Source organism: Peptostreptococcus stomatis DSM 17678 (genome assembly GCF_000147675.1).
GTDB classification, from domain to species: domain Bacteria; phylum Bacillota; class Clostridia; order Peptostreptococcales; family Peptostreptococcaceae; genus Peptostreptococcus; species Peptostreptococcus stomatis.
In genome coordinates this window covers 20,574-35,620 of sequence record NZ_ADGQ01000051.1, presented here as the reverse complement: position 1 = coordinate 35,620, position 15,047 = coordinate 20,574, and the positions used below count along the sequence as shown (strand labels likewise).

The 15,047-nt window shown below is 39.5% G+C and carries 13 protein-coding genes; all 13 read left to right on the top strand.

The features are described 5' to 3' along the window. Positions 1-66 precede the first annotated feature (66 nt). The 13 genes from HMPREF0634_RS04860 to HMPREF0634_RS04805 all read left to right on the top strand — a co-directional run bounded on the left by HMPREF0634_RS04860 (position 67) and on the right by HMPREF0634_RS04805 (position 15,018). Positions 67-1,152 carry a hypothetical protein gene (locus tag HMPREF0634_RS04860; protein ID WP_040565773.1) on the top strand — a complete coding sequence of 362 codons (1,086 nt, stop codon included), beginning with the start codon at positions 67-69 and terminating at the stop codon, positions 1,150-1,152. Between the two features lie 72 nt (positions 1,153-1,224). Then, the gene (locus HMPREF0634_RS04855) at positions 1,225-2,367 is read left to right on the top strand and encodes a tetratricopeptide repeat protein (protein ID WP_007789507.1); all 1,143 of its coding nucleotides are present in this window, start codon (positions 1,225-1,227) and stop codon (positions 2,365-2,367) included. A gap of 276 nt (positions 2,368-2,643) precedes the next feature. Next, positions 2,644-4,320, top strand: coding sequence for a formate--tetrahydrofolate ligase (locus tag HMPREF0634_RS04850; RefSeq protein WP_007789501.1), 1,677 nt, complete (start codon positions 2,644-2,646; stop codon positions 4,318-4,320). A gap of 255 nt (positions 4,321-4,575) precedes the next feature. After that, the gene (locus tag HMPREF0634_RS04845; protein WP_007789511.1) at positions 4,576-5,814 is read left to right on the top strand and encodes a SpaA isopeptide-forming pilin-related protein; all 1,239 of its coding nucleotides are present in this window, start codon (positions 4,576-4,578) and stop codon (positions 5,812-5,814) included. 269 nt (positions 5,815-6,083) lie between these two features. Then, complete coding sequence (locus HMPREF0634_RS04840; RefSeq protein ID WP_040565772.1) at positions 6,084-6,308, top strand: DUF1659 domain-containing protein; 225 nt, start codon at positions 6,084-6,086, stop codon at positions 6,306-6,308. 38 nt (positions 6,309-6,346) lie between these two features. Then, complete coding sequence (locus tag HMPREF0634_RS04835; RefSeq protein ID WP_007789490.1) at positions 6,347-6,574, top strand: DUF2922 domain-containing protein; 228 nt, start codon at positions 6,347-6,349, stop codon at positions 6,572-6,574. A 9-nt stretch (positions 6,575-6,583) separates the two neighbouring features. Beyond that, positions 6,584-6,730 carry a YvrJ family protein gene (locus HMPREF0634_RS09510; RefSeq protein ID WP_007789519.1) on the top strand — a complete coding sequence of 49 codons (147 nt, stop codon included), beginning with the start codon at positions 6,584-6,586 and terminating at the stop codon, positions 6,728-6,730. A 211-nt stretch (positions 6,731-6,941) separates the two neighbouring features. Continuing rightward, entirely contained in the window at positions 6,942-8,414 is a 1,473-nt protein-coding gene (locus HMPREF0634_RS09375) for a glycoside hydrolase family 25 protein (protein ID WP_007789489.1), read from the top strand. A 190-nt stretch (positions 8,415-8,604) separates the two neighbouring features. Then, positions 8,605-9,516: an AAA family ATPase gene (locus tag HMPREF0634_RS04825; protein WP_007789506.1), complete on the top strand. Its 912-nt coding sequence runs from the start codon at positions 8,605-8,607 to the stop codon at positions 9,514-9,516. A gap of 171 nt (positions 9,517-9,687) precedes the next feature. After that, complete coding sequence (locus tag HMPREF0634_RS04820) at positions 9,688-11,508, top strand: vWA domain-containing protein (protein WP_007789521.1); 1,821 nt, start codon at positions 9,688-9,690, stop codon at positions 11,506-11,508. A 472-nt stretch (positions 11,509-11,980) separates the two neighbouring features. Beyond that, on the top strand, positions 11,981-12,502 hold the full coding sequence (locus HMPREF0634_RS04815) for a transcription repressor NadR (protein WP_007789503.1): 522 nt from the start codon (positions 11,981-11,983) through the stop codon (positions 12,500-12,502). A gap of 10 nt (positions 12,503-12,512) precedes the next feature. Further along, entirely contained in the window at positions 12,513-13,286 is a 774-nt protein-coding gene (locus HMPREF0634_RS04810; RefSeq protein WP_007789494.1) for a TatD family hydrolase, read from the top strand. Then, the gene (locus HMPREF0634_RS04805) at positions 13,279-15,018 is read left to right on the top strand and encodes an ABC transporter ATP-binding protein (RefSeq protein ID WP_007789496.1); all 1,740 of its coding nucleotides are present in this window, start codon (positions 13,279-13,281) and stop codon (positions 15,016-15,018) included. The genes HMPREF0634_RS04810 and HMPREF0634_RS04805 overlap by 8 nt, the downstream gene beginning before the upstream one ends. The last annotated feature ends 29 nt before the right edge of the window (positions 15,019-15,047 follow it).

Genomic DNA, 15,047 nt, shown 5'->3' with positions numbered 1-15,047 from the left:
TATGTTAAAATATATCTAAAAATGAGCTGAGTAAACTAAGCTGGTAAATTAAGAGGGGGCTGGTCCATGCAAAATGCAGATAAAATAATAAAAAAACTATATATTAAGTCCTATGAGCCAGGCAAGTATGGTCAAGTGGATCTATCTCTATCAAACAACAGGCTCTTAACTATAGGGGTCAAAATCATGGACAATTCTTCTAAGGGTCCCCTTACTTATGATGTGGCTAGGCTCTATGACGAGTTAGTATATTTCAACCACTACAGTCAAAAGGGGGAAACCTGTCCCCTTAATTTCTTCCTGCCAATGATACTGGTAAACAGGTCTTATGAGACCTATGAATCTAGCCTGCTAGATCTGGCTGGCAAGGTACAAACCTATTATGGCTCTTTAGACAGGATAGATGACTATATCATACAAGTTCAGGCCTATGATAGGCTTATAAGGGCTTATATTAGGTCAGGAGGCCAAAGTATGGAGGGAGATAAGCTTATATCTATACTAAGAGATATGAAGGATGGTTTAGTGGCCTACAACCTCACTAAAAAGACTAAGAAAGAAACTATTAACTTTCAACTTAAAAAGCTTAAATACATAGGGAAAATTCACAAAATTATAAACTCTATGGAGGGGATATCAACCTATAATGTTGTTAAATCAACTAATAAGGCTGATAAGTCAACCAGTAATATTGGAATATTTATTGATGATATCGGTATGTCCACCTATAATACTGGTACTCATGACCTGGATATATTCGACAGGATAGCCTTCTTGCAAGGGGGTCAGGTGGATGGAGACAGTCTGACAAGGGTCCTTGCTCATATATTGGGATATGAAATAGACAAAGTAGGAATAGATGATGGAGCTTTTCTAGATTCAAGGTCAAGCTTAGAAGCCAGTGCAAAGGCCTTTATATACTCTATGGGGGACTATTTAATAGACCTAAGAAATAGGAATAAAATTACCAGGAAGTATGGTGCCAGGTCTTCACCCAAGCATTTTCTAAATGAAGATGTTGGCTACCAAGGCCAGGACCCTATACTTAATAGGTACAAGATACTTGAAAAGGTAAGAGAGGGAAATACCTACAGGATTAGGTTGGCCACAAAGTCGGGCCTATATGATATGATATATAATATTAAGACTTGAGGAAATTAGGCTTGAAAAGATAGCAAATATATAAAATATATAAAGAATAGAGTAAGTGGGAAGGGAGCGATTATGAAAAATAGATTGGATAAGTATGTATTAGACAAGGCTGAGGAATTGGTCTTTATAACTATAGACAAGTCAGAAGACCTGGGTCTGATAGGATATGATGTGCCCAAGGAGGGGATAAAGATACCTATTAAGTCAAATGTCCTGGTCAAATCTATCAAGGACAATAAGGCCCAGGAAGAGATTAATATGATGTCTATGATTGATGCCATGATCTACCTGGAGGGGATAGACCCTGATTTTATCTACAATGTGGAATATGATGATTTAATTGAGACCTTTGCCAGAAAGAGCAATTTTGACTATATGGACTATATGGGCTATATGTCCAACCAGGCCTACAGCAAGGGTGAAATAAGGGATGCCCTAGTATATATTAGGGCCTATCTTAGGATGGAACCGGATGATATCATGGGCCTATACCAGTATGTCATTATATGCCAGGAATTGAGTCTGAGATACCAGAAGGACGAAGATGTCAAGGCCATGAACGACTTTCTGCTAGAGGCCTTGGCCAGTCTGGAGAAAATTATAGGTCTTGATGATTCTTTTGCCCTGGCTTACTACCAGTTGGGATTCCATTATTCCAACCAGAACCAGTTTGTTAAGGCTAAGTTGACTTGGGATAGGGCCTTGAACCTAGGCCTGGATGATGAAACTAGGACAGATATCATGGAAAATTTAGCCAAGATCGACCACAAGGTTAGGTATGAGTATGCATACAACCTTGTATTCCAGGGTAAGGCTGAAGAGGGGCTACAAGACCTATTAGACCTCGAAAGCCAGTATCCGGACTGGTGGAACCTCTTATTTATTATCAGTCTGGCCTACAAGTCACTGGGAGACCTAGGCCAGGCCAAGTCCTACCTGGAAAAAATCCTGATTACTAGACCGACTCAGGTTGATACCCTGGTAGAGATGGCCCTATGCCTGGCCCAGGAGGCCAATATGACGGGGGCTATTGACTACCTAACTAGGGCAGCCAAGTTGAAAAAAGATGACCCAGAGATCCTATGTAACCTGGGTATGGCCTATCTCCATAATGGGGAAGAGGATGAGGCCAGGTATTATATAGGCAGGGCCTATGAGATAGACCCGACAGATGAGGTTACCCAGGCCTGTATAAGGACCCTGGATGCCCAATAAAAGTAAACCTAATTAAGGCTCAAAAAATATGACAAGTTTCCCGGCTGAAAAGAAGTCTCTTGATTGCTAAAGAGAATAGCCGGATACCATATTTTTTGAGCCATAAATTTATGAAAATTATATTGACTTGTTACCCTAAATAACCTATACTATAGGTATGAAAAATATAAAAATGTTCGAAAATAAACGAACTATTAGGTTTTAAAAATGATATAAAGTATGGATAATACTCTTTATCAAGTTACTAGTATTGAATTTTCACGGAGGTGTATAGTAATGAGTTTTAAATCAGATATTGAAATTGCACAGGAAGCAGTTGCAGAGGATATCAGGGATATCGCTAAAAAGATTGGTTTAAGTGAGGATGATATTGAGCTTTATGGTAAGTATAAGGCCAAGATTGACTATAATGTATTGGATAGGACAGAGGACAGGAAGGGTAAGTTAATCCTGACAACTGCCATCAATCCTACCCCAGCTGGTGAGGGAAAGACAACAACATCTATAGGTATAGCAGATGCCTTGTCCAAGTTGGGCAAGAATGTAATCACAGCTCTTAGGGAGCCATCAATGGGACCAGTATTTGGGATCAAGGGTGGGGCAGCCGGTGGTGGTTATGCCCAGGTAATACCTATGGAGGACATCAACCTGCATTTTACAGGTGATATGCATGCTATAGGGGCGGCCAACAACCTTTTGGCAGCCATGCTGGACAACCATGTTTACCAGGGCAATGACCTAAACATAAACCCTAAGAGGATTACTTGGAGAAGGTGTGTAGATATGAACGACAGGCAGTTGAGGAATGTCGTTGATGGTCTTGGTAAGAAGGTAGACGGTGTGACTAGGGAGGATGGATTTGACATCACGGTTGCATCTGAGATTATGGCTACTTTCTGCCTATCAAATAATATTGGAGAATTAAAGGAAAAATTGGGTGACATAGTAGTTGCCTATACATATGACGGTAAGCCGGTTACAGCCAGAGATTTGGGAGCTAATGGGGCTATGGCAGCAGTCTTGAAGGATGCCCTAAAGCCTAACCTTGTCCAGACCCTGGAGGGGACACCGGCCATTATCCACGGTGGACCATTTGCCAATATAGCCCATGGTTGCAACTCTATAATTGCGACTAAGATGGCCCTGCATATGAGTGACTATGTGGTGACTGAGGCTGGTTTTGGGGCTGACCTGGGTGCCGAGAAATTCCTGGATATCAAGTGTAGGAAGGCTGGTATCAGGCCTGACGCAGTGGTTATAGTAGCTACTGTAAGAGCCCTAAAATACAATGGTGGAGTGCCAAAGGACCAGTTAAACGAAGAAAATCTGGAGGCCCTAGAGGCAGGCCTACCAAACCTACTAAAGCATATAGAAAATATTACCCAGGTATATAAGCTACCTGCAGTAGTTGCAATAAACAGGTTCCCTCTTGATACAGAGGCAGAGTTAAGGCTAGTTGAAGACAAGTGCAACCAGCTAGGCGTAAATGTAGCCCTATCTGAAGTTTGGGCCAAGGGTGGAGAAGGTGGCCTGGAGGTTGCCAAGGAAGTCCTTAAGCTGATAGAGGAGTCAGACAACCAGTTCCAGTATTGCTATGATGAAGAAATGTCTATCAAGGACAAGCTAAATGCCATAGCTACTAGGATATATGGGGCTGACGGTGTAGACTATACAGCAGAGGCCAGCAAGCAGATCAAGGAACTTGAGGACCTGGGCTTTGGTAACTTGCCAGTATGTGTGGCCAAGACCCAGTATTCCCTATCTGATGACCAGACTAAGCTAGGTAGACCATCAGGCTTTAGGATAAATGTAAGGGAGGCTAATGTGTCAGCAGGTGCAGGCTTTATAGTTGTCTTGACTGGGGCTATTATGAAGATGCCAGGCCTACCAAAGCAGCCAGCAGCTCTTAGGATAGATGTCGACGAAAAGGGTACAATATCAGGCCTATTCTAATTGTTATCAATAATATTGAGACTGGGGTGAATGACTTTCATCTTAGTCTCTTTTTTGTTTTTTTATTTATATTTTTACTATTTTATGGTATGATATTAATATATACTATCATATTTTAATATTCATGCTTGGGTCTAAATATAGCTATAAATATTAGCTAGTCCAAGACTAAATCAATATTAAATAAATAGGATAGACTTAAAATGAATAAAAAAAATTTATTATAAGAAAGAATACGTTATTGGAGGGAATAATATGAAGTATAATAAGAAATTATTAGGAATAGTGTCGGCCTTTGCTATAGCTATACCAATGTCATTGGGTTCGGTACTTGCAAATGGTACGGTTGATTTTACCAAGACATCTTCTGTAGGAGACAAGGTTGCAGATGCAGAGATTACATTCTTTACAGCTGGCAAGAAGGCATTTTCCTTTAAGACAAATGCTGAGGGTAAGGCTGATTCAAAATCAGTCACTCCTGCAAACTCATATGATGTGACAAATATCGTGGATACTAACGGAAACCTGAACCTGAAAAATGGGGAATATTCATATATGGAGACTAAGGCTCCAAAGGGATATATGCTTAATGCCAAGATAGAGACTTTGAGTGTGACAGAAGGACTTACTTCTAATATAGAACTTAGAAATACAAAGTTTAAAGAGGGTATGGGCCAGTTAATCGTTAGGTCAATAGACAAGTCTACTAGGGCTCTTCTAGGAGGGGCTACTGTAGATATAAAGAATAACGACAAGCTTGTAGCAACTATTAATTTTGATAATAAGGGTAATGTGATGGATGCTTCATCAATCACTACTGAAGGTAGTAGCCTAGGAATAGAAATAATAGATGGAAGTATATCAATGAAGCCTGGAGAATACTCCCTAATTGAAAATAAGGCAAGTGATGGATATGCCTTAAATACAACTGTATACAAGGTAAAAGTTGGCGCAGGCTCAACATCTACTCTGGAAGTAACTCAGGAAAAGAAGTCTGGTGATAATAATCCAACTGAAAAGCAGACAGGGGTAAAGATAAGAATAATCAACACTAGCAACTCGGCTGTTTCTGACCAGGAAGTGTCTATATTTGCAGTAGACAAGGATAAGAAGAGCAATCCAAGACTGGTATTCAAGGGTAAGACTGGTGATGATGGCTACCTATCTTCAACAAAGGCAACAGAAGGGGCAACCCTATTGAAGGATGGTGTGGTATCACTACAGCCAGGTAACTACTACTACAAGCTAACTGGTGGAACAAAGGAAAACCACTTTATTGTCGAGCAGGACAAGGTGACTCCTATAGTAAAGACTATAAATCTTGGAACAAACAATAAGACAAATAACCCATCTAATAGAAATACAGGATCTAATTCTAACTCTAAGTCATCTAGCCTGGCCAAGACTGGTATGGTAGGTGGACTGGCACCGGTAGTCGGTGGCGGACTTGCAATCTTAGCAGGTGGTTTTGCTGTAACTAGGAGAAAGAAATAGGTGATAGTAGAATATTGACCTATGTCAAATAAGTATAAAAGTAAATAAAGCAAGAAATATTATGCTCCCTGGTCCTATGCCAGGGGGCAATTTTTATGCCCAAAATACCTTCCATTTTTTGGAGTCAATTATCAGAATTTAGTCTTATATTAGCCCTTTTTTGGTAAAAGATTTGTAGACCAGGCCCTATAATTATAAGTGTAAGAGATAGCTACTCATTACAAGTCAAAAGTTCAACGTTGATAAAAAATATTTTTAAGGAGGAAATTATGGTAAAGGTAAAAGAAACAAAGGTGAGTTACAGGGCGAGATTAAAGGATGGTCATGGCAAGGATGGCAAGGACAAGTTTGCATATGTGAACTTTGCAAACATCAGGACAGATGCCCCAGACCAGGACGTGCATGATGTGGTTAAGGCTATACTAGGCCTACAGGAAAAGGAAGTCGCTGCAATCTTCAAGTTGGAAAATAAAGAACTGGAAGACGCCCAGTAAGAGTGAGATCATAGGGATAATTTGAAAGGAGATAAGTAATGGAAGTAAGAAAGACGATAGCAATGAGGTTTAAAAAGGATGATGGTAAGACATTTAACCTGTCAGTGAGAAATCCTGGCCCTGGTGTAAATGAAGAGGCTATCAAGAAGGTAATGGACATGGTTATAGAAAAGAATGTCTTCAGAATTAAGGGTCACGGCTTGATTAAGGCTCTTGATGCCAAGATAGTTGAAACTAACACAGAGACATACGACCTTGTTCTATAAGAGGCAGTCATGGATAATCAGGCTATAGTGGGCATAATACAGAATGTTGGCTTTCCAATAGCAATAAGCCTCTACTTGTTGGTGAGGATGGAAAAGAAGATAGACCTATTGTCAAACAGCATTTCTGAGTTGGCCAGGATACTTGATGAAAAATAATACCTAGGCTAAAGCCCCCCTACTGGTTTTATTAGTAACTGGTAGGGGGATTTTTATACTTTAATGATGGATAAATTATTTATTGATAAAAAACAAAATTTTCAAAATATTTTTATAAAATAGCTTTACAATTTAGATGTTTAGTGATATCATAAAATCGGATTAATAATTAAAATCAAATACAGTATAATATAATTTAGGAGGAGATTTTATGCTAATGAGGGAAAAAACTAGTAAAGAGGTATCAAACTATGCTTTATTTAATTCTATAGCAGATAGTTTATATACCGACCTAATTGACTCTTTTGAGGAGACAGACAACCTAATGGATGTATTTGCCGGTGTGTGTAGGGAGTTGACGTTTTTTGTGATGAAGGACTTCCTATATTCAGTCTTTGCAGGTACGGATACTGGTTACAAGCATTTTTCAAACAAGGATGCCAGGGTTTCTGTCAGGGATATTTTAAATGCTGAGGCCCTACTGTCGGGTGATTTTGATTGTTCAGACCATGCGAAGTCCTTAGCCAAGGAGTATTTTGATCCAAGTACCTTGTCACTCTTGTTTTCCCTAAGAATGACTGGGGATAGGATTGACGACAATATTGACCTTATGGAGTCTATCTTTGATGCAAGTAGGGGGGATAGGACCTATATAAAGACTTCCAAGGCCCATGCCAGGGACAAGGATATGGCTATTTGCAGGCTTCTAAGGACCTGTTATGCTATGTCAAGCAAGGAGATAGCCAAGCATATGGGGATTACAGAGGCAAAGGTATATAAGCTGAATGCAGGCTGGGATGATTCTAAGGATGGCCTATATGTGAGATTATACAAGTACCTTTATGCCAGGATTATGGCCATGAGGAACAGGCTACTTGATGACCAGGAGGGCAAAATCTTCCTTAGGGCAGCTAAAAATTCTAAGGACTATATTTCTATTGATACGAAGAACTCTTTTTTGAAGCCAGAAACTTTGGATGAAGAAGAGGTTGATGATATGATTTATGATTTTAAGAGAAAGAAGGAGATTGAAGATATGAATACAAGGCTTGGAGTAGATATTAGTAAATACAATGGTAAGTGTGATATGGTGGCAGCCAGGGGGGCAGGTATAGACTTTGCAATTTTAAAGGCTGGTAGTGGTTATAGTGGTGAGGACCCAAACTGGGTTAGGAACTACAATGCCTGTAAGAAGGCTGGCCTGGGGGTTGGGGCCTACTGGTATTGTTATGCTACCAATGTTGATGAGGCTATAAGGGAGGCTGATATGTTTACCCATTCATTGGAGGGTATGCAATTTGACTATCCGGTATACTTGGACATGGAGGACAAGTGCCAGTCCAGGTTGGGAAATAGCTTGAGGACCAAGATTGCCTATGCCTTTATGAAACGGGTGGAATCTAGTGGCTATTATGTAGGCCTATACACGATGAAGTCCTGGTTAGACAATTCTTTTGATATGGACAAGTTAAAGGGCTTTGACATATGGGTGGCCAGGTGGTCCAGCAGGAGTCATGGCTACAATGGTCCTGGTTTGGTAGGCATGTGGCAGTATACAAATAAGGCCCATTTCAAGGGGATAGGGTCTACCAGTGAGGGTGGAAGTGATGCTAATGTGGCCTATGTAGATTATCCGACAATTATCAAGAAGAAGGGGTTAAATAATTACGGTAAAAAGAAGTAGCTTATTTCCCCTATAGTCGACTTTTTTATTATCTTTGTGATCTATACTTGTTATAGGTATTTTATAAATTCAGGAAAATATTAGGATTTACCGATATTATTCAAAATATATATAGGTAGATCCTTTTTTATTGGGTATAATATTTATGAAATTGATTATTAAAAGAGTGAGTAATGCTAGGAGGATATAAATGAGAGAATTTTTATTAAAACAGGGCCTTCCTGATAAACTTTTGGATGAGGTAGAGGCTTTTAGGGCCTATTATAAGTTGGATGACCAGTATATAGATAGGATACCCCAGCCTAGGTATAGCTATTATGGTGGCCAGGTTTGGGCAAAGTTGATTGCAGGTATACTGGCCGGATACAATGTCTTGTTATCAGGGCCTAAGGCCACTGGTAAGAATGTTTTGGCAGATAACCTGGCTAGGCTATTTTATAGGCCTATGTGGAATATGTCCATGAATATTAATTCGGATGCTGCCAGCCTTTTGGGGGCTGATACCTTTGTCAATAATGAGGTAGTCCTTAGGAAGGGACCTGTATATATGGCTGCTGAAGCTGGTGGTTTTGCAGTATTTGATGAGATTAATATGGCAAAAAATGAGTCTTTGGCTGTTATTTATTCTGCCTTGGACCACAGGCGTATTATAGATGTGCCCGGCTATGACAAGATAAGACTACATGAGGCCAGTAGGTTTATAGGTACTATGAACTACGGCTATATTGGTACTAAGGAATTGAATGAGGCCCTAGTATCTAGATTCTTGGTGGTAGATATGCCTACTATCAGTGAAGATAACCTAAAGATGATCCTATCTGAAGAATTTAATTTAAGAGAGGACTACAGGGATCTCTTTGTTAAGCTCTTTATGGACCTACAGTTAAAGTCCCTAAATGCAGAGATTTCTTCTAAGCCTATAGATTTAAGAGGTCTGTTTGCTGCCATTGAAACTATGGCCCAGGGCTTGGACGTCAAGTCTGCCCTTGATATGGGACTAGTAAACAAGACCTTTGATGTTTATGAGAGGGAAATAGTAGGAGATGTAGTTGCATCCCTATTCCCAAGGAATTTAGATAGCAAGGATATTTTCCTTGGCTAGGTTATGCCGAGGGGCATGGTGTGAAACTATCCTAATCTTAGGTAAAAACTAGCTGAATACAAAAACTGATGAATACAGTGTAAATACTATAAATATATAAGTATAAGAAAGTTTATATAGAAATATAAATGAAGTAAGATAGATATGAAGTAAGAACGAGGGAAGATAGATATGAAAGAAGATAGATTAAGAAAAGAAAATACTGTCTGGACTGTTTCAGAGGACTATTCTTTCAAGCCCTTGCTGGACCTATTTGATTCCTATGGTGATAGGGATATGGATTACTACAAGATGTTGGTCCTTGGCTATGTCTATAAGGTTATGGATATGGAGATCTTTATGGAGTTTTTGTACGTCCACTATGGAAAAACCCAGTTAAAGGACGAGTTTTTAAAATTGTGTGAGGTATATTTTGACGACTGCCTGGCGGGTGACCTTATCAAGGCCAGGCCAGGGGCTGGTGGTTATAGGAAGGATTTTTTGGATAAGATTCTTGCCAGGGGCCTGGTAAAAGAAGACCAGGATGGTCAGACAACTAGGGCCTATGACAATGCCCAGGCCTTGGGCTATGTCTACTATGCCAGGTTGGCAGGCCTATTTGTAGACCCTGACAAGTTGGGTATTTCACCTGCCATTGTGGACCTGGTTGACTATATGCAGGCCAGGAATAGTGCCAGGACCAGTCAGGAGATAATAAAAAACCTCAATGCAGCCTTTTTAAAGTACTTCTTTGTAAATACCAGGCTGGACCTATCACAGGCCCATAAGTTTGATTATGATTCTGGTGACCAGGAGGATAAGTCTAGTGATGATAAAAAGGAAGTGGAGACAGCCAAGCAGTCGAGGTTGAAGCTGGCCATGAGGAAGAAATTTCTAAAGGCTGGCCAGGACATAGATCCAGATATGACCATAGAATCGGCAGAATTTACCAAGGGGATAGATGTAGACGAATTAGTCCTTGATAGGAATGAAAGTCCCCTTAGTCCTAGCATGACCAGGTCTAATGATACTATAAGGAAGATAGTTAGTGATAGGTTTGGTAAGTCAATTTTACCAGGCCATATCCTAAGCAGTTTGGAGACAGACCTTTGTAGGGGTATCCACAAGGGTATTAAACTCCACTTTACCAGGGGGGACTTTGATATAGACAGGGATAATATATATTATGCCAAGTCTATCAAGGCCCAGGCTGATTTAAACCTGGAATACTATCGTGACAATGAATTAGTTTTTAGGAGGTCTATCAACGAGTTGAGGGAAATTCTAAAGAAAAAATTAGTATTTGATGATGAAGAGGATATAGAGTTTTCTAATTCAGGCAACCTGGTGGTTTCCAGGATATGGAAGAATAAGGCCTTCAATGAGGACAAGATTTTTGCCAGGATTGACAAGAGGGAGATGACTTCAATATCAGTGGATATTCTACTAGATGCATCTTCATCTCAGATGGAGCGTGAAGGTCAAGTGGCTGCCCAGGCATATATTATTGCCGAGGCCTTGACTTCTCTAAATATACCTACCAGGGTCCTGGCTTTTAGCAACCTGTTTAATTTTTTAGTGGTCAATGAATTTAGGGACTATAAGGACCCGAGGTCTAAGAATTCTAAGATATTTGACTATAAGGCATCCGGTAGTAATAGGGATGGTCTGGCCTTGAGTCTTGTTGCCAAGCTGATGGATGCAGGGGACTATGACAAGAAGATAATGATAGTCCTAAGTGATGGCAAGCCCAATGACAAGATAAATTTGGGTACCAAGGGTTTTTTTGAGGTTGATGGTCAGGACTATGTAGATGACCTTGCCATCAAGGATACCGCCCAGGAAGTCTTTAATATGAAGTTGAGGGGTAAGTATGTCCTGGGGATTTTTACTGGCCAGGAGGAAGACCTTGAGGTTGAAAAGAAAATCTTTGGTAGGGACTTTGCCTATGTGAAGAATTATGATAGATTTTCAAAGATTATAGGTTTTTATATAGACGATATACTAGACTAGGTTTATACTACTAGTAAGAAGATGTCTGAATATGTAGGGTAAGAAGCCTGTATTTTTAAATTAGGAGAAATATTATTTATTAAGGCTATAAATACTGCTACAAGCAAGTTCAAGAAGGCGGAAGAGGAAGCTGGTCCAGCAGTAGATCCAAAGTTAGAGTTGTTAAAAGAAATTAGAGATTTATTAGCTAAGAAGTAATACTCCTTTAGAAGGAGTATTACATACTAAAGAATGATATATACTAGGTGAATACCTGGTATGGGGGGCTTTTCAGGATAAGAAAATGCCTCTATTTGTTCTAGATAGGCTGGTTATTTTAATCCAGGTTCGACCTGGCTTGGAATGAACCAGCCTATCTTTTTAGGGTCCAAAAATAGATTTTTTAATTGTAATCATTTTTGGTACTATTGCCGGCTGGCCTAAATACATGCTATAATAAGGGATATTCATGCTTTATTGGGAGGTGTTAGCATTGAAGGTAAATGATAGAAGACAAGATGTTTTTGAACTTTTGAAGTCAAGTGAAAGACCGGTTTCTGCTGCCGATATGGCCCAAAAATTCGGTGTAACTAGACAGGTTATAGTAGCTGATATTGCCCTTTTGAGGGCTTCAGACATAGATATAGTATCAACTAATAGGGGGTATATTTTGAAGGCCAACCTTCCAAGTAAACCTAGGAGGGTCTTTAAGGTAAGTCATGATATGACTAGGACCTTGGACGAGTTAAATTCTATCGTTGATGCTGGAGGCAGGCTTTTAGATGTAATTGTAAACCATCCCGTTTATGGTGATTTAAAGGCTGACCTAGATATTTCTAATAGGAGGCAGGTATCTATCTTTATGGACAAGATGGACCTAGATGGAAATAGGCCCCTTAGCCTTTTGACTAATGACTATCTTCACTACCATACTGTCGAGGCAGATAGTGAAGATGACCTGGACTATATAGGAGAGGTCTTGGCCAAGGAGGGCTTTTTAGTAGAAGATAAATAGGAGGTGTCCTATGAACAAGAAAAAAATATATGATTTTCATACACATATTTCAAGTTTAGAGGTCCTTGAGGCCTATTATGACCAGGATGTAATTCCTGTGATTAACTGTCAGAGCCGTGACGAGTTTAAAGGTTTGATAGATAAGAGGGAAGTATTTTCAAAGGATAGGATTCACTTTATGGACGACCTATACTATAGTATGGGTATACATCCTTTTGATGCTGATATAGTTGACCAACAATTTGGGTCTTCTTATGAAGATCTGATTAAGGATGCCAACTTAATAGGTGAGATAGGTATGGATGCTTGTTGGTGTGATACTCCATTTGAGGACCAGGAGAGGGCCTTTGTGATGAGTTTGGACCTGGCAAAGAAGTACAATAAACCCATTATTCTTCATACCAAAATGATGGAGGCTAGGATTTATGAAATCTTGAAGGACTATGACCTGGATATGGTTATCCACTGGTATAGTTGCGACAAGTATGTTAGGGAGTTTATTGATTTGGGCTGTCATTTTACAGTAGGTCCAGCGATTTTTGTAGATGAAAATGTAAGGAATATGGTCAAGCTCTTGCCTCTTGACAGAATATTGGTCGAGACTGATGGGGTAGAGGCCATAGAGTGGCTTTTCAAGAAGAAGTTTGACCCAGGTAATTTGAGGAATATCTTGGAAGCTGTCATAAATGAGTTGGCAGACATCAAGCATGTATCTTTTGATGTTATGTCGGATTATTTGCTTGCAAATTCCGAGAGATTATTGAGAAAGGATTTTTATGAGTAATATAGGTTTAATAAAGAGTGTGATACCATACTTTAAAAAGTATAAAAATATTTTGTTTATAGACCTCTTGTGTGCAGGTTTGACAACTGCATCAGAGATGGTTCTACCACTAATACTGAGGTATATGACCAATATAGGTATCGCCGATGCTGGCTCTTTGACTCTTCAGTTGATAACCAGGATTGCTGTCCTTTTTATTCTTATCAAGTGTGTAGAACTAGTGGCTGTATATTATATGGCATCTATTGGTCATATAATGGGGGCCAAGATTGAGACGGATATGAGGTTTGATATGTACAAGCACCTACAGACCATGTCCGATAATTTCTATAATGAGACTAAGGTAGGTCAAATTATGTCGAGGATGACTAATGACCTATTTGATATAACTGAGTTTGCCCACCATTGTCCGGAGGAGTATTTTATAGGTTTTATCAAGATATGTATATCTTTTGTTATCCTGTTTAATATAAATATGCCTTTGACCCTGGCTGTATACCTTATGATACCTGTGATGTTTATTAGTTCTAGCAGGTTTAAGAATAGCATGAGAAGGGAACAGAAGAAGCAGAGGGTCCATGTGGGTGACCTTAACTCTAGTATTGAGGATAGCATCCTTGGTATCAAGGTTGTCAAGAGTTTTGCCAATGAGGATATAGAACTAAAAAAGTTTGAAAAAGATAATAGCAAGTTTCTATCTATAAAGAAGTTATTCTACAAGTCTATGGCAGGTTTTAATACTGTCAATAGGAGTATTGATGGCTTGATGTACTTTATAGTTATAGTCTTTGGTGGCTACCAGATGATGAAGGGTAGGTTGGTACCTGGTGATATGCTGGCCTATATAATGTATGTATCTACCCTTCTATTGACTGTTAAGAGGATAGTAGAATTTACTGAACAGTTCCAAAAGGGTATGACTGGTATAGAGAGGTTTAATGAAATTATGTCTCTTGAACCTGAGATAGTTGACTCACCTAATGCTATTGACCTGACTGATGTTAGGGGTGACATAGAATTCAAGAATGTGTCGTTTAAATATAATGAGAAACTGGATTATGTCTTGGATAATTTTAACCTAGATATCCATGCGGGTAAGAATATAGCCCTGGTGGGTCCATCAGGTGGTGGTAAGACTACCGTATGTGCCTTGATTCCTAGATTTTATGATGTGACTAAGGGTGGTATTTACGTTGATGGAAAGAATATCAAGGACCTTAGCCTACATTCTCTGAGAAATAATATAGGTATAGTCCAGCAGGATGTCTACCTATTCTCTGGTACTATTATGGAGAATATAAGGTATGGTAAGCCAGATGCTACAAAAGAAGAGATAGTCGAGGCAGCCAAGTTAGCATCTGCCTATGATTTTATCATGGAATTAGAACATGGATTTGACACATATGTTGGTGAAAGGGGAGTCAAGCTATCAGGTGGTCAGAAGCAGAGGATATCTATAGCCAGGGTATTCTTGAAAAACCCACCAATCCTGATTTTGGATGAGGCTACTTCAGCCCTTGACAACAACAGTGAGGCAGTGATTCAGGAATCACTAGAAGTTCTATCAAAGGGAAGGACTACCATTACAATTGCCCATAGGCTGACTACTATACAGAATGCAGACCTGATTGTCGTAATGACAGCTGATGGTATTATAGAAAAGGGTAACCACCAGGAATTAATGGAAAATAAAGCTTATTATTATAACTTATATACGAAGGCTGGTCAGTAGCCAACTTATAAGTTTCTAGCTAGAAGGGA

Bases quoted from the DNA above. Each gene is read 5' to 3' on its own strand.
- HMPREF0634_RS04860 (WP_040565773.1), top strand. From the start codon at position 67: ATGCAAAATGCAGATAAAATAATAAAAAAACTATATATTAAGTCCTAT.
- HMPREF0634_RS04855 (WP_007789507.1), top strand. From the start codon at position 1,225: ATGAAAAATAGATTGGATAAGTATGTATTAGACAAGGCTGAGGAATTG.
- HMPREF0634_RS04850 (WP_007789501.1), top strand. From the start codon at position 2,644: ATGAGTTTTAAATCAGATATTGAAATTGCACAGGAAGCAGTTGCAGAG.
- HMPREF0634_RS04845 (WP_007789511.1), top strand. From the start codon at position 4,576: ATGAAGTATAATAAGAAATTATTAGGAATAGTGTCGGCCTTTGCTATA.
- HMPREF0634_RS04840 (WP_040565772.1), top strand. From the start codon at position 6,084: ATGGTAAAGGTAAAAGAAACAAAGGTGAGTTACAGGGCGAGATTAAAG.
- HMPREF0634_RS04835 (WP_007789490.1), top strand. From the start codon at position 6,347: ATGGAAGTAAGAAAGACGATAGCAATGAGGTTTAAAAAGGATGATGGT.
- HMPREF0634_RS09510 (WP_007789519.1), top strand. From the start codon at position 6,584: ATGGATAATCAGGCTATAGTGGGCATAATACAGAATGTTGGCTTTCCA.
- HMPREF0634_RS09375 (WP_007789489.1), top strand. From the start codon at position 6,942: ATGCTAATGAGGGAAAAAACTAGTAAAGAGGTATCAAACTATGCTTTA.
- HMPREF0634_RS04825 (WP_007789506.1), top strand. From the start codon at position 8,605: ATGAGAGAATTTTTATTAAAACAGGGCCTTCCTGATAAACTTTTGGAT.
- HMPREF0634_RS04820 (WP_007789521.1), top strand. From the start codon at position 9,688: ATGAAAGAAGATAGATTAAGAAAAGAAAATACTGTCTGGACTGTTTCA.
- HMPREF0634_RS04810 (WP_007789494.1), top strand. From the start codon at position 12,513: ATGAACAAGAAAAAAATATATGATTTTCATACACATATTTCAAGTTTA.
- HMPREF0634_RS04805 (WP_007789496.1), top strand. From the start codon at position 13,279: ATGAGTAATATAGGTTTAATAAAGAGTGTGATACCATACTTTAAAAAG.